This is a genomic window from Nocardia sp. NPDC049935 (genome assembly GCF_055586645.1).
The window spans coordinates 492,948-516,266 of record NZ_JBVJHV010000006.1 but is presented as its reverse complement, the minus strand read 5'-3'; the positions used below and the strand labels follow the sequence as shown (position 1 = coordinate 516,266).

Annotated in this window: 26 protein-coding genes; 17 read left to right on the top strand and 9 right to left on the bottom strand. The window is 69.2% G+C overall.

Going from position 1 to position 23,319, the window contains the following annotated elements; translation table 11 throughout:
• Positions 1 to 52: 52 nt before the first annotated feature.
• The 5 genes from ACZ6SF_RS24770 to mbp1 all read left to right on the top strand — a co-directional run bounded on the left by ACZ6SF_RS24770 (position 53) and on the right by mbp1 (position 4,000).
• Complete coding sequence (locus tag ACZ6SF_RS24770; RefSeq protein WP_466064894.1) at positions 53 to 949, top strand: alpha/beta hydrolase fold domain-containing protein; 897 nt, start codon at positions 53 to 55, stop codon at positions 947 to 949.
• A 185-nt stretch (positions 950 to 1,134) separates the two neighbouring features.
• Positions 1,135 to 2,499 carry a hypothetical protein gene (locus tag ACZ6SF_RS24765; RefSeq protein ID WP_466064892.1) on the top strand — a complete coding sequence of 455 codons (1,365 nt, stop codon included), beginning with the start codon at positions 1,135 to 1,137 and terminating at the stop codon, positions 2,497 to 2,499.
• Between the two features lie 90 nt (positions 2,500 to 2,589).
• Positions 2,590 to 3,120 carry a DnaJ family domain-containing protein gene (locus tag ACZ6SF_RS24760; protein WP_466064890.1) on the top strand — a complete coding sequence of 177 codons (531 nt, stop codon included), beginning with the start codon at positions 2,590 to 2,592 and terminating at the stop codon, positions 3,118 to 3,120.
• Between the two features lie 46 nt (positions 3,121 to 3,166).
• Positions 3,167 to 3,595, top strand: a complete 429-nt coding sequence (locus ACZ6SF_RS24755; protein WP_466064889.1) for a nuclear transport factor 2 family protein — start codon at positions 3,167 to 3,169, stop codon at positions 3,593 to 3,595.
• Between the two features lie 135 nt (positions 3,596 to 3,730).
• Positions 3,731 to 4,000: a microaggregate-binding protein 1 gene (mbp1, locus tag ACZ6SF_RS24750; protein WP_466064951.1), complete on the top strand. Its 270-nt coding sequence runs from the start codon at positions 3,731 to 3,733 to the stop codon at positions 3,998 to 4,000.
• A gap of 122 nt (positions 4,001 to 4,122) precedes the next feature.
• Here the strand turns inward: mbp1 and ACZ6SF_RS24745 are convergent, their stop codons facing one another.
• The 4 genes from ACZ6SF_RS24745 to ACZ6SF_RS24730 all read right to left on the bottom strand — a co-directional run bounded on the left by ACZ6SF_RS24745 (position 4,123) and on the right by ACZ6SF_RS24730 (position 7,001).
• Positions 4,123 to 4,878: a metallophosphoesterase family protein gene (locus ACZ6SF_RS24745; protein WP_466064888.1), complete on the bottom strand. Its 756-nt coding sequence runs from the start codon at positions 4,876 to 4,878 to the stop codon at positions 4,123 to 4,125.
• Between the two features lie 125 nt (positions 4,879 to 5,003).
• Complete coding sequence (locus ACZ6SF_RS24740; RefSeq protein ID WP_466064887.1) at positions 5,004 to 5,354, bottom strand: CDGSH iron-sulfur domain-containing protein; 351 nt, start codon at positions 5,352 to 5,354, stop codon at positions 5,004 to 5,006.
• Positions 5,335 to 5,985: a HemK2/MTQ2 family protein methyltransferase gene (locus tag ACZ6SF_RS24735; protein WP_466064886.1), complete on the bottom strand. Its 651-nt coding sequence runs from the start codon at positions 5,983 to 5,985 to the stop codon at positions 5,335 to 5,337. The genes ACZ6SF_RS24740 and ACZ6SF_RS24735 overlap by 20 nt, the downstream gene beginning before the upstream one ends.
• 5 nt (positions 5,986 to 5,990) lie before the next feature.
• Complete coding sequence (locus ACZ6SF_RS24730; RefSeq protein ID WP_466064885.1) at positions 5,991 to 7,001, bottom strand: iron-containing redox enzyme family protein; 1,011 nt, start codon at positions 6,999 to 7,001, stop codon at positions 5,991 to 5,993.
• A gap of 380 nt (positions 7,002 to 7,381) precedes the next feature.
• Here ACZ6SF_RS24730 and ACZ6SF_RS24725 point away from each other — a divergent pair, with 380 nt between their 5' ends.
• From ACZ6SF_RS24725 to ACZ6SF_RS24710, 4 genes are all read left to right on the top strand, one after another.
• A complete protein-coding gene (locus ACZ6SF_RS24725) occupies positions 7,382 to 7,789 on the top strand; it encodes an STAS domain-containing protein (protein WP_466064884.1) in 408 nt (135 codons plus the stop codon).
• A gap of 76 nt (positions 7,790 to 7,865) precedes the next feature.
• Positions 7,866 to 8,543 carry a PAS and ANTAR domain-containing protein gene (locus ACZ6SF_RS24720; protein WP_466064882.1) on the top strand — a complete coding sequence of 226 codons (678 nt, stop codon included), beginning with the start codon at positions 7,866 to 7,868 and terminating at the stop codon, positions 8,541 to 8,543.
• A 169-nt stretch (positions 8,544 to 8,712) separates the two neighbouring features.
• Entirely contained in the window at positions 8,713 to 9,156 is a 444-nt protein-coding gene (locus tag ACZ6SF_RS24715; protein WP_466064881.1) for an ATP-binding protein, read from the top strand.
• The gene (locus ACZ6SF_RS24710; protein WP_466064879.1) at positions 9,146 to 9,961 is read left to right on the top strand and encodes a SigB/SigF/SigG family RNA polymerase sigma factor; all 816 of its coding nucleotides are present in this window, start codon (positions 9,146 to 9,148) and stop codon (positions 9,959 to 9,961) included. Before ACZ6SF_RS24715 ends, ACZ6SF_RS24710 begins: the two co-directional genes overlap by 11 nt.
• A gap of 10 nt (positions 9,962 to 9,971) precedes the next feature.
• Here ACZ6SF_RS24710 and ACZ6SF_RS24705 read toward each other — a convergent pair whose 3' ends face one another.
• Positions 9,972 to 10,502 carry a mycothiol transferase gene (locus ACZ6SF_RS24705; RefSeq protein ID WP_466064878.1) on the bottom strand — a complete coding sequence of 177 codons (531 nt, stop codon included), beginning with the start codon at positions 10,500 to 10,502 and terminating at the stop codon, positions 9,972 to 9,974.
• 194 nt (positions 10,503 to 10,696) lie between these two features.
• Here ACZ6SF_RS24705 and ACZ6SF_RS24700 point away from each other — a divergent pair, with 194 nt between their 5' ends.
• Positions 10,697 to 11,179 (top strand): nuclear transport factor 2 family protein, encoded by a 483-nt coding sequence (locus ACZ6SF_RS24700; protein ID WP_466064876.1) that lies wholly within the window; start codon positions 10,697 to 10,699, stop codon positions 11,177 to 11,179.
• A gap of 2 nt (positions 11,180 to 11,181) precedes the next feature.
• Here the strand turns inward: ACZ6SF_RS24700 and ACZ6SF_RS24695 are convergent, their stop codons facing one another.
• On the bottom strand, positions 11,182 to 12,222 hold the full coding sequence (locus tag ACZ6SF_RS24695) for an NAD(P)-dependent alcohol dehydrogenase (RefSeq protein ID WP_466064874.1): 1,041 nt from the start codon (positions 12,220 to 12,222) through the stop codon (positions 11,182 to 11,184).
• Positions 12,223 to 12,402: 180 nt separating this feature from the next.
• On the opposite strand from ACZ6SF_RS24695, the gene ACZ6SF_RS24690 reads away from it, so the two are divergent.
• The 3 genes from ACZ6SF_RS24690 to ACZ6SF_RS24680 are packed head-to-tail and all read left to right on the top strand — an operon-like array spanning position 12,403 to position 15,436.
• Positions 12,403 to 13,737 (top strand): flavin-containing monooxygenase, encoded by a 1,335-nt coding sequence (locus ACZ6SF_RS24690; RefSeq protein WP_466064872.1) that lies wholly within the window; start codon positions 12,403 to 12,405, stop codon positions 13,735 to 13,737.
• Positions 13,734 to 14,417 carry a TetR/AcrR family transcriptional regulator gene (locus ACZ6SF_RS24685; protein ID WP_466064870.1) on the top strand — a complete coding sequence of 228 codons (684 nt, stop codon included), beginning with the start codon at positions 13,734 to 13,736 and terminating at the stop codon, positions 14,415 to 14,417. The genes ACZ6SF_RS24690 and ACZ6SF_RS24685 overlap by 4 nt, the downstream gene beginning before the upstream one ends.
• A complete protein-coding gene (locus ACZ6SF_RS24680) occupies positions 14,414 to 15,436 on the top strand; it encodes an alpha/beta hydrolase (protein WP_466064868.1) in 1,023 nt (340 codons plus the stop codon). The genes ACZ6SF_RS24685 and ACZ6SF_RS24680 overlap by 4 nt, the downstream gene beginning before the upstream one ends.
• Here ACZ6SF_RS24680 and ACZ6SF_RS24675 read toward each other — a convergent pair.
• On the bottom strand, positions 15,370 to 15,828 hold the full coding sequence (locus tag ACZ6SF_RS24675; protein WP_466064866.1) for an SRPBCC family protein: 459 nt from the start codon (positions 15,826 to 15,828) through the stop codon (positions 15,370 to 15,372). The genes ACZ6SF_RS24680 and ACZ6SF_RS24675 overlap by 67 nt on opposite strands.
• A gap of 332 nt (positions 15,829 to 16,160) precedes the next feature.
• On the opposite strand from ACZ6SF_RS24675, the gene ACZ6SF_RS24670 reads away from it, so the two are divergent.
• The 3 genes from ACZ6SF_RS24670 (at position 16,161) to ACZ6SF_RS24660 (ending at position 18,365) form a co-directional block, all read left to right on the top strand.
• Positions 16,161 to 16,385 carry a hypothetical protein gene (locus ACZ6SF_RS24670; RefSeq protein ID WP_466064864.1) on the top strand — a complete coding sequence of 75 codons (225 nt, stop codon included), beginning with the start codon at positions 16,161 to 16,163 and terminating at the stop codon, positions 16,383 to 16,385.
• Entirely contained in the window at positions 16,382 to 17,680 is a 1,299-nt protein-coding gene (locus tag ACZ6SF_RS24665; protein WP_466064862.1) for a hypothetical protein, read from the top strand. The genes ACZ6SF_RS24670 and ACZ6SF_RS24665 overlap by 4 nt, the downstream gene beginning before the upstream one ends.
• Positions 17,681 to 17,867: 187 nt before the next feature.
• The gene (locus ACZ6SF_RS24660; protein WP_466064861.1) at positions 17,868 to 18,365 is read left to right on the top strand and encodes a L,D-transpeptidase; all 498 of its coding nucleotides are present in this window, start codon (positions 17,868 to 17,870) and stop codon (positions 18,363 to 18,365) included.
• A gap of 235 nt (positions 18,366 to 18,600) precedes the next feature.
• On the opposite strand, the gene ACZ6SF_RS24655 is transcribed toward ACZ6SF_RS24660, so the two are convergent.
• Both ACZ6SF_RS24655 and ACZ6SF_RS24650 read right to left on the bottom strand, forming a co-directional pair.
• On the bottom strand, positions 18,601 to 18,846 hold the full coding sequence (locus ACZ6SF_RS24655) for a hypothetical protein (protein ID WP_466064859.1): 246 nt from the start codon (positions 18,844 to 18,846) through the stop codon (positions 18,601 to 18,603).
• Positions 18,847 to 18,855: 9 nt separating this feature from the next.
• Positions 18,856 to 20,586, bottom strand: coding sequence for a sodium:solute symporter family protein (locus ACZ6SF_RS24650; protein ID WP_466064857.1), 1,731 nt, complete (start codon positions 20,584 to 20,586; stop codon positions 18,856 to 18,858).
• A gap of 382 nt (positions 20,587 to 20,968) precedes the next feature.
• Between ACZ6SF_RS24650 and ACZ6SF_RS24645 the strand changes: the two genes are divergently transcribed.
• The gene (locus ACZ6SF_RS24645) at positions 20,969 to 23,134 is read left to right on the top strand and encodes a hypothetical protein (RefSeq protein ID WP_466064856.1); all 2,166 of its coding nucleotides are present in this window, start codon (positions 20,969 to 20,971) and stop codon (positions 23,132 to 23,134) included.
• Positions 23,135 to 23,319 lie beyond the last annotated feature (185 nt).

The following is a 23,319-nucleotide window of genomic DNA, read 5'->3' as shown; positions in this document are numbered from 1 at the left end:
GTTACCCTGCAGGGCGGGCGCCGGTGCCTCGGTGCGCAGTGAGGAGCGTTTCGTGGCGGGTCGCACCATGCGGGCGGTATCGGTGTACCTGCGGCTCACCCGTAAGCGCGGGATGGCGACGCCGGAGAAGGCCCGCGCGGCCATGGCCGAACCACCCGGCGATCACAATCCGCCCGCGTGGTTACGCCGCCGGCACCGGGTCGCCCAAAGCCCCGTCGACGGATTCCCCTGCTACACGGTCACACCCCGGGCCCGTCCGGAATCCGGCACGGTCGTCGTCTACCTGCACGGCGGCAGCTTCTTCCGCGAGATCAGCCGGTGGCATTGGCGATTCATCGATCGCCTGGTCGCGGCGGGGCACCGGGTGGACGTGCCCATCTATCCGCTGGCTCCCCGCCACACCTACCGGGCCGCGGGGCCCTATCTCACGGCCGTGTACCGGCGCGTGCTCGGTGAATTCGATCCCGGGCGGGTGGTTCTGGCCGGAGACTCCGCGGGCGGCACGCTGGCGCTGCTGCTGACCCAATCGCTGCCCGCCGCGGGCCTGCCCGCGCCGGCGCGGCTGATCCTGCTGGCGCCCTGCCTGGATATGCGACTGGCCAACCCGGAGATCGACCGCGTACAGGACGCCGACCCCTGGCTCGCGCGGCCGGGTCTGCTGGAGGCGGGGCGGGTCTGGGCCGGCGGGGACGATCTGGGCCGGCCGGAGCTCAGTCCGATCAACGGACCGCTGGACGGGCTGCCGCACACCGATATCTACGTCGGCACCCACGACATCCTCCATCCCGACGCACGGCTGTTCGCCGAACGCGCGGGCGCCGCAGTGCGTCTCGTGGAGGAGCCCGGTGCGTTTCATGTGTACCCGCTGGTTCCGGTGCCCGAGGCCGGACCCGTCCGGCGCGCGATCCTGGCTGCCTTGGCGGGTATTCCGGCTGGTAGGGGTGGTTGAGAGCCGCCGCGCGGACGGGTTTCGCGCGGAACCGGATCGGCGACAGCCGATCTCGTGAACAGTCTGTGAACGAGCGCGGAAATCGGTTGTTTCGACCGTGACGGTGCACAGCGGAGCAAAGCGCGGTACCGTACCCCGGCGTGACTACTTGTCTGCCATCGAATCAACCGAGGCGGGAGCCGTAAATGACTGTCGAGCCCGTTGAGGACGATGTCACGAAGCTGGCCCAGCGGGTCGAGCACGCCCGCAGCCGGCTGGCCTATCAGTTCGACCCGGCGCTCACCGAGGCGCTGTCCGAGTCGGAGCTGAGCGCCGAACGTGATCTCGCCGAGCGCATCCGGGAGCAGGAGCGCGGTCAACGCTGGAAGGAGATCCAGGCGGTATCCTCCGCCAACGATCGGGCCAGGCAGACCACCGAGCAGATCGAGAAGGCGGATATGCGCGACCTCTTGCTCGCCCGCAAGGCCATCGCCGCGCAACGCCGTGAGTCCAGCCCGCATGCCAAACTGGCATCGCTGTACCGCCATCGGTCCTGGTCGTTGCGTGCGCTGGCAGGCGTGGTCGCCGCGGGCATGCTGTGGTCGGCGGTCAACGTCCAGCAGAACATCGCGCCCACCGGTGCCAGCGATCCCCTGTTCTGGTTCAGCTACCTGCTGGAAGCGATGATCAGCGCCTGCCTGATCATCATCATGATCGGCACCAACAAGGTGGCCGAATGGGGTGTGATCAACAACCGGAAACAGGTGGCGGCGGCGGAGATCGCGCTGCTGACGCTGACCGTGGGACTCAACACGTATCCGTACGTGCGGGCGGGCGACTGGTACGACGTCGCGGTGCACGCGGTGGCGCCGGTGATGATCGGTGTGGCCCTGCTCATCCACGACGCCGTCAGCAACCGCTACGGCACTGCGATCCTGCGCGCGACCGACCAGGTCCGGGTGCTGCCGGACCCGGCCGAGCAGATCCGCAACAACCTGCACCGGGTCAATGTGCACCGGGCCTCCCTCGCGGCCGAGGCCTCGACGACGCTGCCGATCGGCGAGTCCGCCGGCGCGTCGAAACCGGCGGCCTTGGAAGCGGCGAAGAAGGACACGGTCCCCGCGGCGTCCTCGAACGGATCGGCCTTCCGGTCCGAGGGTAAAGCCGGTGATTCGGGAAAACGCCGTTCCGGTGATCTGGCGGAGGTCACGTCGGGTCTGATCGGCCGGACCAGTTCGCTACTGGATGAAATGGCCACCAACTCGCCGCTGTTCGATGAGGGTTCAGCGGCCTCGAAACCAGCGGACGTGACCGATGAACTCCCGGTCACCAAACCCGCGTCCGCGGTCACCAAGAAGCTCACGCAGAAACGGAACTCCACGTCCAACGGCAAGATGTCCGGGGACAAGGAAACCGACGAGTTCCTCGACGTCGTGCGCAACTCCGACGGCTACGACACCGGCCAGTTCCGGGTGGCCGACATCCTGGAACAGGAACTGGCCGAACTCCAGGCCGAACGCCGTAAGGCCCGGTCCGGGCGCACCCGCAGTACCTCCACCAACGGCGCCTGAGCGGCGCGGCCCGACCGGCCGGTGCCGGATATCGTGCCGCCTCCCGGTGCGGGCACGCACTACCGTGGAATCAGACGGTGAGGAGGCACGATGTCCGAGCACCCGCCCACCGGGCGCAAACCGGCCGGGGTGGATTTCGAGTCCTGGGTCGACCGCAAGATCCGGGAAGCCACCGACCGCGGCGAGTTCGAGAACCTGAGGGGTGCGGGCCGGCCGCTTCCGGGCGCGGGCAATCCGTATCACGACGAGAATGCCTGGTTGCGTGATTATCTGCGCCGCGAAGGTGTGAGCGGCGATCTGATGCTGCCGCCGTCGCTGCAACTGCGGCGAGAGATCGAGCGATTACCGGAGGTCGTGGCCGAACTGCCGGGCGAGGCCGACGTCCGCGAGACGGTGGCCGAACTCAACCGTCGCGTGGTCGACTGGCTGCGTATGCCCACCGGTCCGCAGGTGCCGATCGCGCCGGTGGACGCCGACGAAGTGGTGCGCGCCTGGCGTGCCACCGCGGAGGCCGCGCGGGCCGGGATGCGCGGCGCCGGGCGACCGGAAAACGGTCCGCCGGCTACCGCGCGTACCGGCGAACCGGCCCGGTGGTGGCGGCGTATCTTCGGCGGGCGCTGAGCCCATACCGCCGCGCCGGAGCCCGGCGGTGCGGTTGTATGGAGGGATGGACGCACGGACCCTCGCCGACCGTATCGAGATCGACGATCTGCTCACCCGCTACGCGACCGCGGTCGACGACAAGGACTGGACGCTGTACCGCTCCGTGTTCACCCCGGACGCGCAGATCGACTACACCAGCGCCGGTGGTCCGGCCGGTGATCTCGAGACCGTGGTCACCACGCTGACCGAACAGCTGGCCCTCTTCTCCCGGACCCAGCATTTCATCTCCAATATCGCGGTCGAGCTGGCCGGTGACACCGCGAAGGTGCGGGCCATGTTCTTCAATCCGATGATCGTGTCCCCGGGCCGCCAGTTCACCTGTGGCGGCTGGTACAACCACGATCTGGTGCGTACGTCCGACGGCTGGCGCAGTACCCGGTTGTTCGAGGAATCGGCGTGGTTCGACGGGATCGAGGCGGCGTTCGCCCCGTAGACCGCGCCGATGCGGCTCGCCGCACCCTGTGAGTGGGGACACCGCCGGTCGGGGGATTTTCGCGGATTGAAGCCCGCGACCCCGGGTACGCGCCCGGTATCCGACCGAACAACCGATATCTCGGAGGTGGATCGAGTGGCCGAGCGCAAGAACGTCGAAGAGGGCATCGAAGGTGTCGTCGAAGGTGCGAAGGGCAAGGTCAAGGAGGCCGCGGGAGCGATTCTCGACAACGACTCCCTGCGTGACGAGGGCAAGGCCCAGCAGGAGAAGGGCGACTCGCAGCGGACCGCCGCCGAAAAGGAGGCCGAGGCCCACGACGCGCGCCTGGAAGCCGCGGAGGCCGAGCGTAAGCAGCGTGGTGAGCAGGGCTCCGGCGAGGGCCGGACAACGGACTCCGGCGCCTGATCCGTAGCCCGCCGGTGATGACACCGGTAACCGAGTACACGCCGATGCGGCGGTCGCCTCCGGGCGGCCGCCGCATCGGTCGTACGGCAGGAACCGGCCGAGACTCGGGGGGAGCCCGGCGATCAGGAGGTCACGGCGGCGCGGCCCGGTGGGCGCCCGGTCTCCGCGTGGTCGGGCAGTTCGTACACGGCGAACGCCCTGCGGATGACCGGCCGCGCGACATTGCGCACGCCGGTACCGCCGGGGGTGGTGCCGGATTCGGTCCCGGCGTGCGCGTGGCCGTGTATCGCGAGATCCACGCGGTGCCGGTCGATGGGTGCGGCGAGCAGATGGGAACCCAGGAACGGGTACAGCTCACGCGGCTCGCCGTGCAGCGTCTCACGCGCGGGGGAGTAGTGGGTCAGCGCGACGGTGACGTCGGTATCCAGGATTCCCAGCGCACTGTCCAGCGCCGCGGCCGATTCGAGGGTGTGGCCCGCGAATTCGCGCATCAGGCGTTCCCCGAACCTGCTCGCGCACGCGCCCGCGAAACCGCCGCCGAACCCTTTGGTCCCGGCGATACCCAGTGTGCGGCCGCCGATCTCGAGTGTGGTGGCCGAGCCTTCCAGCACGGTGATTCCGTGGCCTTCCAGCAGACCGGTGATGTCGTGCTCGGCGTCGCTGTGATGGTCGTGATTGCCCAGAACCGCGACGACCGGCACCCCCACCTCGGTGAATTCCGCTGCCACGACCTCGGCCTCGTCCAGGGTTCCGTGCTGGGTCAGGTCACCGGCGAGCAGCAGCACATCGGCGCGCTCCGGTAGTTCCCGCAGCGCCGGGCGCAACGACCCGCGTGACTCCGTGCCCAAGTGGATATCTCCGACGGCAGCGATCCGCATCTGCCCCACTCCTTCCGCCGGTCCCGGACGCGTCAGAGCGTGGCCGGCCCGGATGGACGCGCGGCTGCTGCTGGTGCCTCGGGGCCATAGGGAGCGGCTACCCGTAACGGTGGCGGCTAATCAGGTCACGACGCCGGCGGACGGCGGTGCCGGCGATGACTCGTATCGCAGAGGGGGTAGGCGCGGGAGCGTCTGCACAGGCAGATCGCCACCAGGAAACGGTCGGCACGCACCCGGTTGCCCTCGGTATCGATCAGTTCCACCGGACCCTCGATCAAGGCCGGTCCGTCGGGCATGAATCTGACGATCCGTGGCCGAGCGCCGTCCGGCCCGGAGGGTTCGGGGTGCGCCGATCGCTCCTCGCCGCGGCCGGATCCGCCGTCCGCGGCTTTCGCCTCCCCGCGAGCCGCCCGGCCGCGGACCGCGGCGAGCAGGGCGTCGGGATCGGGTGGGATATCAGCGGGTCCGGTCGGCACGGATCACCACCAGCTCCTCGTGCCGCTGTTCGGGCCGGATGAGCCCGTGGGTGCGCAGCCAGCCGCTGCGATCCCACATCACCGGCCCGAACGGGATCATCGTGCGCGCGACCACCGTGGCCTTCAGACCGCCCGCCCGCAACTGCCGCAGGCTCGCACCGGGGTCGGCGACCGCGGAATGCACGAGCAGCGCGATACCGCCGATTCCGAGCAGGCGCGGCATCATGGCGCAGAGCGGATCCAGCAGTGACCGGCCGTACCGGCCGGCGTCCCAGGAGCGCGCGGCTCCGCTGGGCCGGCCCGGCCGGTCACTCGGCACATACGGCGGGTTGGCCAGGATCACATCGAACCGGCGGCCGTCGACCGCCCGGGTGATATCACCGCAGAGCAATTCCAGGCGGACGCCGTGCAGCCGGCTGTTGAGCCATGCGGAGGCCACCGCGGCGCGGGACAGGTCGACCGCGGTCACCCGGGCGGCGCCGCGGCGCGCGGCGTGGATGGCCAGCGCGCCGGTCCCGGTGCAGGCGTCGAGCACATGCGCGCCCGCGGGCAGGGCCGCTTCGCTCATGGCGCGGGCCAGCAGCCAGGTATCGGATTGCGGCCGGTATACGCCCGGGGCACGAACCAGCACCGGCCTCACCGCCCCGACGTCCGCAGTGAACTGTCCCCGCGGTCCCAGCATCGCAGGGTCGCATCGGTGAAGCGGTCCTCGAGGACATCGGTGGCCTGGATACCGAAGACCACCGATTCGGCCAATCCGGGTTCCCGGCGCAGCAGGTCGGCGAGGACATCGCGGCGCACGACCTGTTCGTGCACGGCGTCGGCGGTCACGTGCTCGCTGTAGAACCGGAGGCAGTCCGGATGCGCGGACACCCGTCGCAGCGCCTCGACCAGGACCCCCGACGCCGGCGAGGAGGTGATCTCGACCGCCGCGAAATGTCCCACCAGCGCGCCGCGCAGGGCGCGGTGCAGGCCGAACAGCGACATCATATCGACCAGCGCCAGCATCGGAGCGGGGATGACGTCGAGGTAGTGGAGGTAGCCGTCATCGAGTTCGGCGCCGCGCAGCAGATCGGCGTAGAGGCGGGCGTGCACCCGGTCTCCGCGGCCGCCGCCGAACTCGTCGTACTCGACCGCGACCAGGCTCGCCTTGGCCTGACCACGCAGTCGCGGGATCACCCAGACCACCGGATCCGCCTCTTTGTGGTGGTAGAGCGAACGCTGCACGAAATACTCGCGTACCTGCCACCAGGTGCCCTCGTCGCGCAGATAGCGCGCGAGCCCGCCGCCGGCGGGTGGTGTGAGCAGCCGCTCCAGTTCGGTGTCCACGTCGTTCCCGCCGGGTACCTCCGCGCGCAGGGCCGTCAGGAACCGGCGCTCCAGTTGACCCCGCAGCGTCAGCAGGCCGGGATCCCACTCCCACTCCGGATCCACCTGCCGCAGGCCCTGGTAGTGCAGTTCGTAGCAGGTGTGCAGGGTCAGATGCAGGTCGTCGCCGAACGGGTCGAGATCCGCCGGGGCCGCGGGTACCGGACCGCCGGGTTCCGCGGTCAGTGCGGTCAGCAGCTCCGCCGACAACGGCCCCCTGGGCAGCGGCAGCGGCGCACCGCGATCGGTGCGGCCGGCCGCGGAGAGTGTTTCGACCATGGCTCCAACCTTTCGTGGCGACCCCGGCACGGCGGGCGGGCAAGGTAGGCCGCATCACGCGCGGTGGCGCCGTTCGTGGGTCGCCGTCCGCCGGTCGCGGCACCGGCCGGTGCCCTCGCAATAGCCTGCTCTCCGGGATGTAAACGTGTTACCCGCTCTCCGATGCCCGGTCGGCGGCCGGTCGGCGGCCGGAAGCGAGCGGTGTACAGCGGCTGCGGCGCGTGCCAAAATGGTTCGCAGGTTGAAAACACGCAGCCGATCCCGGTGCCGCGTCCGCCGGTTGCCCGGGCTCGCCGGGTGGGAGCCGACGTTCGTACTCCCGCCGAAGTCTTCGCAGTCGTCACGCCACCGGAAATCCCCACCACACGGACGGGATTGATATGTCGGTTACCACCACGCTGTACCAGGTCGACCATCACCGCAAGCACAGCCCGCGCCCCTCGATACCGGGTCGTACCTGGTCGCGGCCCAGCACCGACCAGGCCGGTTGGGTGATCGCCCGGGTGGAGGGTGAGCTGGACGCGGTGCTGCACGACGACTTCCGCGAACTGTTGCGCCGATGCGGCGACGGCGGCCATCGGACGGTTGTGCTGGACCTGCGGGCCACCACTTTCATGAGCCTGCGGGCGGCGATGATCCTGGCCGCCGCCAAACGTGACGCCCGGTCCGCCGGGGTGGAATTGCGGCTGGTCAGCGGCCGTAGGGAGGTCGAACGCGCCCTGGAGGTGGTGGGGGTTCGCCACCAGTTCCGCTACTACCCGACCTTGCGCGCCGCACTGCGGCCGTGAGCTCGGCCCCCGGCCCCCGGCCCGCTGCGGCGGACCGGGGGTCGCGCGCCGACAGGGGACAGTCGATACTCATAGCGTGACGCAACGTAACGGAGACGGCGCCGGTGACTCGGAGGTCCTCGACCCGGACTTCGGCGAGGATCAGTGCGCGGGCGCGTTCGAATTCTGGTTCGCCGACCAGCGCTGGGAATGGTCCGAGGGCGTGGCCCGGATGCACGGGTACCCGCCGGAGCCGATGACGCCCAGTACCGAGACGTTGCTCTCGCACAAACACCCCGACGACCGCGCCCAGGTGGCCGCGGCGCTGGCGCAGTCGGTATCGGAGTGCACACCGTTCTGCAGCCGGCACCGGATCATCGATACGGCCGGCAACACCCGCCAGGTTCTGGTCGTGGCCGACACCATCACCGATGACGACGGCCGGGTGATCGGCTCCACCGGCTACTACGTCGATCTCACCGCCACCCTGCGCGAGGAACGGCAGGAAACGCTGCAGGACGCGCTGCCCGAACTCTATGCCGCGCGCGCGGTGATCGAACAGGCCAAGGGCGCGCTCATGCTGGTGTACGGGATCAGCGCCGAGCAGGCGTTCCGCGTGCTCACCTGGCGCTCGCAGGAGACCAACACCAAACTGCGGGTGCTGGCCGGGCGCCTGGTGACCGAATTGAGTTCGGTGGAGCGGGTCTCGCCGGGGCTGCGGTCCGAATTCGACCATCTGCTGCTGACCGTGCACGAGCGGGTCGACGGGCAGTGAGACGCGGCCGGGGGTTTCGGCGCGGTCTGCCCGGGTAACTGCGCATGTGAGAATTCAGGGCGACAACCGAGGAAGACAAACGCGGCGTCACCGACGGTCACGGGGGTGTCAGAGCCCAGCAGCGGCCGGCCGCCGGGCGGCGGGCCGCAGGAACGAGGTGGTGGTGCGCATGGCGGAGAGTGTCTCCGACTCTGTGGATACGACGTCGGCGGATACGACGACGATCGGCGTGCGGGTACCGGCCCGCGACGAGCAACTCGTCATGCTGCGCGCGCTGGCCGAGACGGTCTCGCTGATCGCGGACTTCGGCCTGGACGAGGTCACCGATATCCGCCTCGCCCTCGACGAGGTGGCCACCTCGTTGATCGCCGTGGCCGTGCCCGAAACGACGCTGGGCTGTGATTTCGACTACGACGAACATCGCATGACCGTGCGCGTAACCTCGATGTCGATGACCGACACGCTCCGGGATCAGGAGGGCTTCGGCTGGCATATCGTGCGCACGCTCACCCGGTCGGTTCACGTGGTGCAGCATCCGTACGACATCTCCGGCGGTGGATACCCCACCGAGGTCGAATTCAGCTGGTACAGAGGAGGCGCCGATGGGGCATGAGGGACCGCGGGCGGACCCCGGGCCTTCGCGCCGCCATCGCGGCAACGACAGCTACGACGATATCGAGCCACTCTTCTCCACTCTGGCGGCACTCGCCGACGACGATCCGGAGCGGTCCCGCCTGCGTGAGGAGATCCTCGGTCGCTGTCTGCCGCTGGCCGAGCACATCGCCCGGAAGTTCTCCGGGCGCGGTGAGACCTACGACGATCTGCTGCAGGTGGCGCGGGTGGGCCTGCTGAACGCCGTGGACCGTTTCGACGTGTCCCGGGGTTCGTCGTTCCTGTCCTTCGCCGTCCCCACGATCATGGGGGAGGTCCGGCGTCATTTCCGCGACAACACCTGGTCGGTGCGCGTACCGCGGCGGGTCAAGGAGATCCAGCTGAACCTCGGCCCCACGGTCGAGTCGCTGTCGCAGCGGCTGGGCCGGATGCCGCGGGCCAGCGAGATCGCCGCCGAGCTCGGTATCGACGTGGTGGAGGTGACCCAGGCCCTCATCGCGGGTAATGCCTACCAGACCTCCTCCCTGGACGCGCCGGCCGGCGAGGACGGCGATTCGGGCGCGCTGCCGTTGCGGGATTCGCTGGGCGCAGACGAGCCCTCCTACGGCTGGGTGGAGGACTATCTGGCGGTGGAACCGCTGCTCGGTGAGCTGTCCGACCGTGAGCGCGAGGTGCTGCGGATGCGGTTCTTCGAGTCCAAGACCCAGTCGCAGATCGCCGAGCGGCTCGGGGTTTCGCAGATGCATATCTCGCGGATCCTCTCCCGCACCCTCGGGTGGCTGCGGGAGCAGGCGCTCCGCGACTGATAATCGTTGTTCACCGCCCGGCGTCCGCGTCCGCCGGTGTCCGGGACAGCATGCCCCGGAGGTAGGCGGCCTGGCCCGCGTGCTGGAGATCGTCGGCGATCACACTGACCAGCCGCACTCCGACCGTGACGGGCGGGTCCCAGGCGGTATCGATCACCCGGTCCAGGTCCCGGCCGGAGAGTGTGCCGAGGTATCCGAGGGTCCGGGCGTGGACGGCATCGTAGTAGCCGGTCAGGAGTTCGGCGGGGGCGTGGATCAGGGCCACGTCGTCGGCGGTGTCGCCGTAACCGGTGGCCCGCGGATCGATGGGCAGGTCGAATCGCTCGAACCAGCCGCGCCCGGTCCACAGCGACTCGCTGCCGGCGAGTTCGGCGAGATGTTCGTCCTGGACGCGGGTGAGATGCCAGATCAGCCAGGCGATGGAGTTGGCGCCCGGATCGGCGCGGTAGTTCAGCGCCTCCTCGCCGAGCCCGTCGACCGAGTCGTGCACCGCCTCCCGGATCCGCTCGAAGGCATCGGTCAGTATCCGATCGCTGTTCATACGTCGTCTCCGTCGCTCGCGGGGGATGCGGCGCGACGCCGGTGTGGACGAGACCGGAACGCCGGCCACTTCGGTTGCCTATCGGCGCTGTACCACGGACCGCGGGCGGCAAACCGGGTCGTGCCGGGCGAGCGGCGGCGCCAAAACTAGAACATGTTCTTGCCGATAGCGGGTGCTCGTGCCAAGGTGGCTGCATGGATCTGCAGGCACTCGAGCTTCTCCGCGGTCTCAAATACCGCTACTTCCGCACTCTGGACCTGAAACGCTGGGACGATTTCGCGGACACCCTGGACCCGGAGATCGAAGCCCGCTACGGCACCCATGCGATGGGCCGCGAACTCACGCTGGACGGGCGCGAGGCCGTGGTGGAGTTCATGCGCGCGAACATGGGCCCCGGCATCGTGACCACCCATGTCGCCAACCATCCGGAGATCGCCGTGGACGGTGATACCGCGACCGGCAGCTGGCTCTTCGAGGACACGGTGCTGGCCACCGAATTCGGGGTGCTGATCCGCGGTTCCGGCTACTACACCGACCGCTACCGGCGCGGCGCCGACGGGATCTGGCGGATCCACGCGACGTCCTACGTCCGGATCTACGAATCGTCGCAGTCGCTGGCGGATACTCCCAGCCACACCCTGCTCAGCAATATGTGGGCGGCCGCCCGGGGCGAATAGCCTCAGGGCACCAGCACCGCCCGGCCGCGGATCCGGCCCTGCTCGAGCAGGGCGTAGGCCCGCGCGCCGTCGGCGAGCGGGAACTGTTCGGTGCGGGCCCGGATCCGGCCCTCCCGGGCCAGGGCCACGCTCTCGATGAGGTCGCGGCGGGTGCCGCCATAGGATTTACGCACGGTCGCGCCCCACGGCAGTCCGGGACCGCCGGCCGGTCCGGCGGTGATACCGGGATCGCCGTCGCCCAATCCGATCATCCGGTAGGCGCCGTTGGGGCCGACGCATTCGACCGAGAGCCGGGCCGTGGCGTCGACGCCGACGAAATCGAAAACCGCCTCGGCGCCGCGGCCGCCGGTCATCTCCAGGATCCGCGCCGCGGTGTCGTCACCGGCCGGGAGCCCCTCGTGCGCACCGCATTCGGCGGCCAGTTCCAGTTTGCCGGGATCGGAATCCACCGCGACCACGCGCACCGGGCTCAGCGCCCGCAGGATCTGGATGCCCACATGGCCGAGCCCGCCGGCGCCGATCACCACGGCGGTCGCGCCCGGCCGCAGCTGATCGCGGGCGCCGCGGATGGCGTGATAGCTGGTGAGCGCGGCATCGGCGAGCGGCGCGGCGGCGACGAAATCCATATCGCCGATCGGTATGAACGAGGTCGCCGGCACCACGACGTACTCCGCCATCCCGCCGTCGGGTCCGAGCCCGGGGCACGGCGGCATGGCGACCCGCCCGGCCGCGCGGCAGACATTCTCGTTCCCGCTCACGCATTCCGGGCAGATCCCGCACGACCAGCACAGATAGATCAGGCCGCGGTCACCGATCTCGCGCCCCTCGACATGCGCGCCGAGGGCGGCGACGGTGCCGGCGATCTCGTGGCCGAGGGTCAGCGGCTCCTCGCGCACCTTGAACGGCAGATGCAGCACATGCAGATCGGAATGGCAGATCCCGGACGCGCCGACCCGGATCAGGAGCTGTCCCGGACCGGGCTCCGGGGTGGGGACCTCACGTAGCTCCAGCCTGCCGGGTTCGGTGAGTTGTAGTGCTCGCATGGGGTTCCTCCCGGCCGGCGACTATGACGTGCCTCACGAAAGTAGGCCCGGGATCGGGTCACTGACAAGGGTGAATTTTTCTTGACACCTGTCAACTCTGGACCTATGGTCGCTTGTGACCGAGGTCACTCGGATCATCGGAAGCGCGTCGCCGCGGCGGGGCTGTGTGCAGGAGGTCGTATGCCCGAACCCACCGTTGCCGTGATCGGGGCGGGTATCAGCGGCCTGACCACCGGGAAGATGCTGGGCGACTACGGCATTGCGTACACCTGCTTCGAATCCTCGGACCGCATCGGCGGGAACTGGGCCTTCGGTAATCCGAACGGCCATTCCAGCGCGTACCGATCGCTGCATATCGACACCTCGAAGTATCAGCTCTCGTTCCGCGACTATCCGATGCCGGACTCCTATCCCGACTTCCCGCACCACACGCTGATCAAGGAGTACCTCGAGGGGTACGCGGCCGCGTTCGATCTGAAGCGTTCGATCGAATTCGGCAACGGCGTCGAGCATGCCCGGCCCACTGCCGAGGGCTGGGAGGTCACGACCGGATCCGGGGAGGTCCGGAATTTCGATCGGCTGGTCGTCGCCAACGGTCACCACTGGGATCCGCGGTTCCCGGATTTCCCGGGCGAGTTCACCGGGGAATCCATCCATTCGCACTCGTATATCGACCCCCGGACCCCACTGGACCTCTACGGCAAGCGGATCCTGATCGTGGGGATCGGCAACAGCGCCGCGGATATCACCGTCGAATTGTCCTCGCGGGCAATGGACAACGAGGTCTGGCTGTCCACCCGGTCGAGCGCCTGGGTGGTGCCGAAGTATTTCGCGGGCACCCCGGCCGACCGGTATTTCCGGACCGTGCCCTACGTGCCGCTGTCCTGGCAGCGCAAACTGACCCAGATGTTCACCCCGCTCGTCGCGGGTGACCCGGTGAAATACGGTCTGCCGGAGCCGAATCACAAGTTCTTCGAGGCCCATCCCACCCAATCGGTGGAACTGCCGCTGCGGCTGGGGTCCGGTGACGTGGTCGCGAAACCCGATGTGACCCTGCTGGACGGCAGCACAGTGCATTTCCAGGACGGAACGCGGCAGGATTTCGATGTCATCATCTACTGCACCGGCTACAACATCACCTTTCCCTTCTTCGATCCGGCGTTCCTGAGCGCGCCGGACAACCGGATATCGCTCTACAAGCGGATTTTCGCGCCGGGTATCGACAATCTCGCGTTCGTGGGATTCGCTCAGCCCTTCCCGACGCTGTTTCCCTTCGTGGAGTGCCAGGCCCGGCTGGTGGCCGCCTACGCGGCCGGTCACTACCTGCCACCGGCGGCGGAAACGATGCGGCAGGTCATCGAATCCGATCAGCAGCGGTTCACCGGGCATATCGTCGACCGCCCGCGGCACACTCAGCAGCTGGACTACTGGGTCTACGAGCGGGATCTGCGGCTCTCGGAGATCCCGGCCGGCCGGCGCCGGGCCCGGCGCGCGGTATCCGGGCTGCCGGGATGAGCGCGCGACCGCGGACCGATCGGCGGTCCCCGCAGCGGGGCGACCAGCGCCGCGCGGCATTGCTGAGCGCGCTGGACGATCTGCTGCGGGAGAACGGCGGGCAGCTCGAGCCGATCAATATCGCCGAGATCTCCCGGCGCGCGGGCCTCACCCGCTCGGCGTTCTATTTCTATTTCGAGAACAAGGCCGCCGCCGTGGCCGCGGCGCTGGAACAGGGCTACGAGGAAGTGTTCCGCGTCAACGACATACTGGTGGGCGACGGTGCGCCGGCCGAGCGGATCGAGACGACGATCCGCGGGCTCGTGGGCTTCTGGGACCGCCACCGGCACCTGTACCGCGCGGTCCTCACCGCGCGTAGTGTCTCCCCGGCGATTCACGATCTGTGGGAGTCCGATCGCCAGGAGTTCATCCCGTCCATCGCGGCCATGATCGAGAACGAACGGGCCACGGGCCGCGCGCCCGCCGGCGGTGACGCCACCGCCCTGGCCGATGTCCTGCTGCTGCTCAACGAACGTCTCCTCGAACGCCTCACCTACGGCGTCGAATTGGACCGGGAGAGCTATATCGAATCTGTGGTCGGTGTCTGGCTGCGTTCGATCTACGGCAGCGATCACCCGGGCCCCGGCGGCAGCGCGCTGCCGGTGACCGCCGCATCCACCATCGCGAGGAACCACGTATGACCCTGCACCGGATACCGGACGGCGCCACCGCGACCGGCCGGACCGACCTGACCTTCCGGTCCGGCTCCGACGACTGCCACGCCTGGCATTTCCCCGCGGCCTCCCGCGCGCTCGAGGGTCCGGCCGGGCGGCCCGTGGCCGTGATGGCCCACGGTTTCGGTGGCACCAAGGACTCCGGCCTGGAACCCTTCGCCCGGGCCTACGCCGCCGCCGGAATAGACGTGCTGGCCTTCGATTTCCGGTACTTCGGCGCCAGCGGCGGCACTCCCCGGCAACGTATCCGGATGGCCGAACAGCTCGCCGACTACCGGGCCGCGATCGGGGCGGCCGCGGACCTGCCCGGGGTGGATCCCCGGCGGGTGATCCTGTGGGGCGTCTCGCTGTCGGGCGGGCATGTCCTGGCGGCGGGGGCCGCCGCCCGCGCCACCGCCGGGAAATCCGGCACCGCTCGTGCCGCACTGGCCGCTCTCGTATCGCTCACCCCGCTGGTCGACGGCCGTGCCGCCGCCGCGCTGGCGATCCGGCACGGCGGGGTGGCGGCCACCGCGCGGGGTACGGTGGCGGCGCTACGCGGCCGCCTGGATGCGCTGACCGGTGGCGGCGGCCTGATCCCACTGGTCGGAGCGCCGGGAGAGACGGCCGCGCTGGCACTGGACGGTTACGCCGAGGCCTATCGGGCGCTGGCCGGGCCCACCTGGCGTAACGAGATCGATTCGAGTGTGCTGCTCCAGCTTCCGGGTTACCGGCCGGCCCGCGCGGCCGCCGAGCTGGATCTCCCGGTACTGATGCAGATCGCCGATTTCGACCGGGGCGCGCCGCCGCACGCCGCGGCGGCGGCCGCGTTCGCGGCCCGGGCCGAGGTCCGGCACTACCCCTGCGACCACTTCGGGGTCTGGCCGGGCAACCCGCTCTTCGAGGCGGCGGTCGAGCACCAGTTGCTGTTCCTGCGCCGTCACTTGGCCGTGGAGGACCCGGTGAGATCGCGGTCGGCGACCTCGAGTACCCGGCCGAAGGCGTAGTTCAGCAGGGGCCGCGCCACCCGGCGGGTGAGCATCGCGCCGGCGAGCGGTATGCGCAACTGCACGGTGGTGGTCCACACCACCCGGGCTCCGGCCGGGGTGTCGATGACCTCGACCCGGCCGTGTTCGTGCCGGGCGGGCGGAATGCTGCGGTAGACGTGGTACTCGAACGAATGCGGCGGGTCGTAGGCGGTGATCCGTTCCCAGAACACCCCGATGAACCAGACCAGGAACCGGACCGCGCCCCGGCCGTAGGGCGCGCCCTCTCCCGGTGTCGCCAGCCGTTCGTGCAGTACCAGCGGAGTGCGGGTGTAGTTGTGGGCATCGCTGATCCAGTCGAAAACCGATGCCGTGGATGCGGCGATGGTGCGCTCGACAGTGATCGTTTCCATGAATCCTCCCCATGATCGTGTCCGCGGCGAACCGGCGGATCGATATCTACTACACCCCATAGTAGGTGCCTCCGGGGTGCTTGTCCGGCACTCGCGGGAAACGTGTTGCGCGCCAGGTCCCGGCAGCGCCGCGAGCGCGGGCCACCGGCGCCGGACCGCTGGGGTAGCGTCACCGGAACCGGGCGATGTGAGACACACCAAATTGCAGGCGGGTAACGCCAGTTGTGAATGCGCTTACCTGCATGAAGATTCGGCATATCGTCGTGCGGGTAGTACCTGGGGTCGGCGGTGGTTTCGCGGCTGCCGGCCTTCGATTGAGACACAGGAGCAGAATGAGTGCCAAAACTGAACTCGTCCGCGAACTGAACGGACCCACCGCAGCCTCGGAAATGCTTTCCGACCGGGAGGTCGAGGATCTGCTCGGATTGTTCCGAGCGGCTCAGCAGCAGGAGAAGGATCTGCTCATCAAGGCCGTCAACGGTATGATCCGTTTCTTCCCGCCACCGTTCAAAGCGATCACGCGCCGGATCATGTTCGGGGATCTACTCGAGAAATGAGCGATCTGGTAACCCGCGCGCAGATGATTCTGCTCGCTCGCACGCTACACGTCCCGGTCGAACGCATCTCCTATCTGGAGCGGCTCGGAGCCGAACACCTGAACGAACTCGAACAGCGGATATCGGGCCGGATATTCGCCTATCACGGTGAGATGTTCAAACGCATCGGCCGGTTGATCCCGATCATCCCGCTCACGGTTTCGCTGCCGCTGGTGCAGCGCATCGTGCCGCCCATGATGACCGGGCGGGCCGCCGGGGCCGTGGGGGTCGAATATCCCGACGCCGCCGCCGATACGCTGACCATGCTCAAAACCGAATACGCCGCGGATTGCACGCCCTATGTGGATCCCAAGGCGCTCGGCGAGCTGGGCGACATCATGGCCTCGGAGCCGTTGGTGGCCATCGTCAACGAGGTGCTGCGCCGTAAGGACCACATCACCGCCGGGCCCTTCCTGGCCTACGCCACTCCGAAAATGGTGGCCGCCGTCGAACAGGGCACCCTCGACGACGAGGGCATCATCTTCTCCGCCGCCTACGCGTACAACGCGACCGCGATCAGCAACATACTGCGCCAGTTGCTGGACGGCCGGTCCCGGCGTATCCCGAGGATGATGGAGACGGTGCTGGCCGGCTCGCCGGAACTGCAGGAGGCCGCGATCTCGGTGATGTCGCGGGCCGACGCGGTCGTGGTCGGCGAGATCGGCGATATCCTGCTGTCCCTGGCCGCCCCCGAGGCCCTGGGTAAACTGTCGGCCCACACCATCCAGCGGGGCGCTGCCCCCGAGCTGATGACGTTCGTCTCCAAGATGAGCACATCGGGGCTGCAGCGTATGGCGATGAACCCGATCTTCGCGAACACCGCGGCCCTGATCGCGATCGTGGAATCGCTGATCGTGGCCTTCGAGACGGGACCGTGGCGGGGTCTGCTGTTGCTGACCGAACGCACCCATCCCGATGTCCAGCGGTATGTCGCGGGACTGGTGGCGCGGATCCCGCAGGAGCGGATCGCCGAACTCCCGGAGGTCGCCAACGCCGGTGACCTGTGGCCGGAGCTGCTCCGGTTGCTGGCGCTCGCCGAGGTCCCGGCGCAACAGCGGATCGGTGCGATATGGGCGCAACTGTCCGCCGAACGGCGGGCCGGGCTGCACCGGCGGATCACCGAACTGCAACTCGACGGCGCACTGGCCGCGATCGTCGAGCAGGTGCCCAACGTCTCGGTGGAGGAGGTGTTCTACCAGCGACGCCGGCGGGGCCGGCGTCGCAGCGCCGCGACCGATAGCTGGAGTGTTGCCTGATCGTTTGCGGGCCGTGTTGTGCCGACGCCGATTCGTATCCGAACCGGCGTACCTCCGGTGATTGCGGCCCGCAACGCGGGGAATGACTGTACCGTCGGAGAGTTCTCGAAGTTTCTCGTAGTTTCGCTCGGAATTTGCCATCCCTCGCCGGAGGCGGCGGCGGATCGAGAGAAGAGGTGGACACGAGATGACCAACGGACGGTTTTCCCATCGAATGCGCAGGCTGGCCCTGCTCGCCGGGTTCGCGGCGGTACTCGCGCCCGCCGCGCCCGCGGTCGCCGATCCGCTCTGGCCCAACGGACCGAATGTGCCCGGCGCCCCGGCGATCATCCCGACCCAGGCGCCGTGTTCCCCGGCCGCCCGGGCCTGCCTGCGGCTGTCCTCGAACGAGGTCTGGCTGATGGACAACGGGAAGGTGGTCTACGGCCCGACCCCGATGTCGCACGGGATGCCCGGCTTCGAGACGCCGCCCGGCGTATTCGATGTCGACTTCAAACGGCCGTATCACTGGAGCACCATGCACCACGCACCGATGCACTATGCCGTCTTCTTCAACAACGATATCGCCTTCCATATCGGGCCGGTGGAACACCAGTCACACGGGTGTATCCGCCTGACCGAACCCGGCGCCGTCGCGGTCTACCACTATCTGAACCCGGGTGATGTCGTGGAGGTCGTGCCCTGACGGCCGGGCGCGGCGGTGTGTGCCGCGCCGGTGTGGCCGACCCGGTACCGGGTTCGGTGAGCCGATTTCGTAGGCTGACCGCATGTGGATCATCGTGGCCGTCTCCATCATCAGCTGCCTGCTCATCGCGATCGGCTTCGCCATCGGCCTCCCGGACTGACGGCGGATCCGGACCGACTCCACCGCCCGGATACCGGGCGGTGATCGCCTGCGGTCCCGCCGCGGGAATCGCGGATCAGCTCGTGGGCTCCTCGATCTCGGCGCCGGGGTCCGGCCGGTCGACGACGACCGGCCGGAGCCGGGCCCAGGCGAGGAATGCCACGGCGAAGACGACCATGCCCAGCCCGGCCCAGAGGTTCACGTTGATACCACCGGTCTTGGCCTCCTCCGCCGCGGTGTCGTGGAAGAATCCCATGATCACCAGCACGATGCCGTAGAGACCGAGCAGGCCGCCGACGATGGTACGGATATCGAAGAGCACGGTGGTTTCCTATCCGGTGGCGATATTGAGGACGATCACGAGCACCAGCGCGATGCCCGCCAGCAGCACCGGGCGCTGATACCAGGGCAGGGTGGCGGCCTCCGGATCGGTGCGCAGTTCCTTCGGGGTCTCCGAGTACACCAGTCCGACGAGCTCGGACGCCGGTTTCGGCGCGGTCACCAGGGTGACCGCCACGCTGACCAGGATATCCACCACGAACGCCGCGCCGGCGGCGACGAAACTGACGCCCTGGCCCGACAGTGAGAACACGCCGGTCTCGTTCAGCACGAAGATGGTGACCGCGATGGCGGTGCCGGATACCAGGCCGGTCCAGCCTGCCGTGGGCGTCATCCGTTTCCAGAACATGCCCAGGATGAAGGTGGCGAACAGCGGGGCGTTGAAGAAACTGAACAGCGTCTGCAGGTAGTCCATGATGTTGCTGAACCCGCCCGCGATGAACGCGGTGAAGATCGCCGCCACGGTGGCGCCCACGGTGGCGAGCCTGCCGACCGTCAGATAGTAGGTATCCGGCCGGTCCTTGACCACGTACTGCTGCCACAGGTCGATACTGAACACGGTGTTGAACGCCGAGACGTTGGCCGCCATACCGGCCATGAACGCGGCCAGCAGGCCGGCCAGGCCCACACCCAGCAATCCGTTGGGCAGTACCTCTTTCATCAGGTACAGCAGCGCCTGGTTGTAGGTGGTGTCGCTCTGGACGTCCGGATTCGCGGTGACCGCCTGTTTGTAGTCGGCCATCTGCGGTACCAGGACCGCGCTGATCATGCCGGGGATGATCACGATGAGCGGGATGAAGATCTTCGGGTAGGCGCCGATGATCGGGGTGCGGCGCGCGGCGGCGATGGAATGGGTGGCCAGCGCCCGCTGCACCTCGACGAAGTTCGTGGTCCAGTAGCCGAACGAGAGGACGAAACCGAGGCCGAACACGATGCCCATGATGGAGAGGAAATCGTTGGCGAAACCCGACAGGGCGTTACCCGGCCAGGAGTCCAGCTGTTCGGCGCCGCCGGGGGAGGCGGCGACCTTGTCCTGCAGGCCGTCCCAGCCGCCGACGCGGTGCAGGCCGATCAGGGTGAGCGGCAGCAGCGCCGCGACGATGACGAAGAACTGCAGGACCTCGTTGTAGATCGCCGCCGACAGACCGCCCAGGGTGATGTAGGACAGCACGATGATCGCCGCGACGATCACCGAGATCCACAGCGGCCAGCCGAGCAGGACGTTGAGGATGGTGCCGAGCAGGTACAGGTTCACCCCGGCGATGAGCACCTGCGCGACAGCGAAACTGAGCGCGTTCACCAGATGGGCGCCGGTGCCGAAGCGCCGCCGCATGAATTCCGGCACGCTGCGCACTTTGGAGCCGTAGTAGAACGGCATCATCACCACGCCGAGGAACAGCATGGCCGGGACCGCGCCGATCCAGAAGTAGTGGAAGGCCGGGAACCCGTATTCGGCGCCGTTGGCCGACATACCCATGATCTCGACCGCGCCGAGATTGGCGGAGATGAACGCGAGGCCGGTGACCCACGCCGGCAATGATCTCCCGGACAGGAAGAAGTCCATACTGGACGACACCCGCTGCCGGGCCAGCAGCCCGATTCCGAGGACGAAGACGAAATAGAGGGCGACGATCGCGTAGTCGACGGGCTGGGCGTCCAGCCGCAGCACCTCACCTTCCGCGAATGTGTCGACGACCTCCTGGGACAACTCGAACTGCGGCATACAACGTTCTCCTCGAGCGGCCACGGCAACCGCGCGCGGCGCGCCTCACCGGATCACCGATGACCGGCCGCACTACCAGAACGGACTTCTGGCGCATCAAACGTACCGCGCGGGACGGTCGGCGCGGGCGATCTTCGACAGATGCCGGGCGTGTCCGGAAAGACGCCCGGTGGTGGCGCCGGACGGGCGCGCGGGACTCGGTGGCGGGCGCTGATTTGCACAAATGCGTACGCCGCTATGCGGGCGCAGGCTCTCGTGCGCCGTGCCGCGGGTTGCTACCATGGACGACGGCGCATCCAAACACAGTGTGCGCCAGGGAAATACGGTCCCTGGCGCCCCTGTGGTGTGCGCGGGTTTCGTGGTCACCGATGTAGGGGTTGCCGTGATCATACGCGTGCAGAGCACCGAATTGTCCAGTGTGCAGCGTTTCGTACTCCGTCTGATCCGGGACTGGGGGCCGGGGCCCGAGCGAATCGGCGGTCTCGCCCTGCTCGGATGTCCGCTACCCCGGCCCCGCCGCCGTGCCGGGACGACGGCCGATCTGCTGGTCTGGACGCCGCAGTCGTGCACCCTCGTCGTGCTGGCCGATTTCGGGTCGGTACAGCACGGAACGCTCCACACTCCGCCCGGCGGCCGGTGGCAGGTCGACGATCGGGACGCGGATGTGCGAACCGGTGCGGCGACGGCGAATCCGCTGCTGCGGGCCCGCAGGCAACGGTCCGAACTGGCCGGGCTGCTGCGCCGGAACGGGCTGTCCGAACATATCGACATCCTCGTGGTGCTGATCCCCAAGACCGGTTCCCGCATCGGCTGGAGCCCGCCGCCGGCGGATCCGGGCGAGGAGATGATTCTCGTCCGGATCGGGCAATCGGGCGGCCTCGGCGAATACTTCGGGCGTCCGGCCGCCGCCGGGGTCCGCTGGCGCGCGGCCGATATCGCGCGGGCGTTCGAGACGCTGGATGTCTCGCGGTCCACTCCGGAGCCGGACGAACTCGCCGCCGAGGGGTTCCCGGCGGACCCGTTCTCCGCGCCCGCGCGGCTTCCCGCGCAACCCGCTACCGGGGATTGGTCGGGGTTCGGGCGTTTCGGGAAGTCCGGCCGAAACCCGCGACGCCGGGCTACGGATCCCTCGGCGCCGGCCGAGTCCGGCGTTCCGTCGGGGCCCGCCGATCGCCAACTCGCGGAACCGGCGGCCGAGTCCTATGTTCCCGCGAGGCCCGCTGAACGTCCCCGCGCGGAAACGGCGGCCGAATCCCTGTCGATTTCCGCGGACTCGGACCCCGGGACGTCACGAGGGCCCGAGGCGCCGGTGGCGGGCGGCGACCGGCCGCGCTCCTCCGGTGGGCGCCCGCGAGTTACGCCGCGGGTGGTGCGCGGGTTGCCGTCGATGGGTGTCACACGGTCGGGGAGCCGGGGGGCGCCGGCCGACGAAGAGCCCACCGGCGGGCGGCCGGCGGGTGCGGATGAACCGGCGACCGATGGTGCAGCCGCGACCCGTGGGCCGGTATCGGATGAGCCGGCGGCGGGTGAGCGGCCCGGGACACGTCTCCGCGCCGAGCCGGACGGAACGCCCGGGCTCGAATCGGGAGATATCGGGCAGCGGCCGGCCGACCGGTCCGGCGCGTCGACCCGGGTCCACCGGGAAAAGCCCGCACGAGAAGAAAGTTTCGGAGCCCGGCTCGAAACGCCCGCCGACCCGCCGCCCGCCGGGAGCGAGCCGTTGCCGCCGCGAGAGCGCGTGCCCCGTGCCGCGGCGGTCGCCGCCTCCGCCCGGCAGGTGGGCCGCCGGGCACGACGTGCGGTCGCGATTCCGGCGCGGGTCCGGCGGGGACTGCCGGGTCCGGTGCGACGGCCGGAGCCGAACCGGCGGGATACCGGCGCGGGCGTGCGCCCGGCGCCCGGCCCGCGCAGGCCGGGGCAGCGGGTGCGCGGTCGCGGCGCGCGGTCGGTGCTCGCGGCCGCGGTGGCGGGAGTGGCGCTGGCGGCGGTGGCCGCGACCGTTTTCGCGGCCACCGGTTTCGCCCGGTTCGACGTCGCCGAATACGGCGCGCTCTGCGAGGACGGGGGCGGGATCGAGGCGGCCGCGCCCTATTCGGCGCCGGGCCCCAGCCCGGTGTACCTCGCCGGAGACCTGTCCGAGGACACCGGCTTCGGGCCGTCGACCGTATGGCATCCCGTCGACGCCCGGTCGGTACAACTCGTCGCCTGCGTATCCGAGGTCCGCCTCGGGTCGCTGGTCCGTACCTGCCAGTACTCGCCCGAACCGGGCCGGCCGGTGGGCCGCACGCTGAATCTGTTCGCGGTCGTCTACCGGCTCACCGTCGTCGAGGCGCGGACCGGGCACCGGCTGGCCGCCGTCGATCTCACCGGTGAGCGGTTCGCCGAGGAAACGGCCGTCACCGAGCGCGATCCGTGTGCCGCGGCGGCCGGCGCGCCGGAGGACGGGCTACCGGGACGTCGGCACAGCAGACTGTCCCATCCGCAGGTCCGGGATGCTCTCACGCCGTTCGTGTCCCCGGCGACGGCACCGATCCGCGCCGCCCGCTGACGCCGGCCGGGCCCCGTCCCGTCCGGACGCGAGGGTGGGGAGCCGGAATCCGTGCCGCTCCCGGCGCCGTGGCTGCCGCCGGTACCATCGGCGGATCGGATCGGGCGAGGTACCGGTACGGTGTGCCCGGGCCGCGATCCGGACCCGGTTACCGGGCGTCGCCGGATCGAGAGTGGCCGCACCCG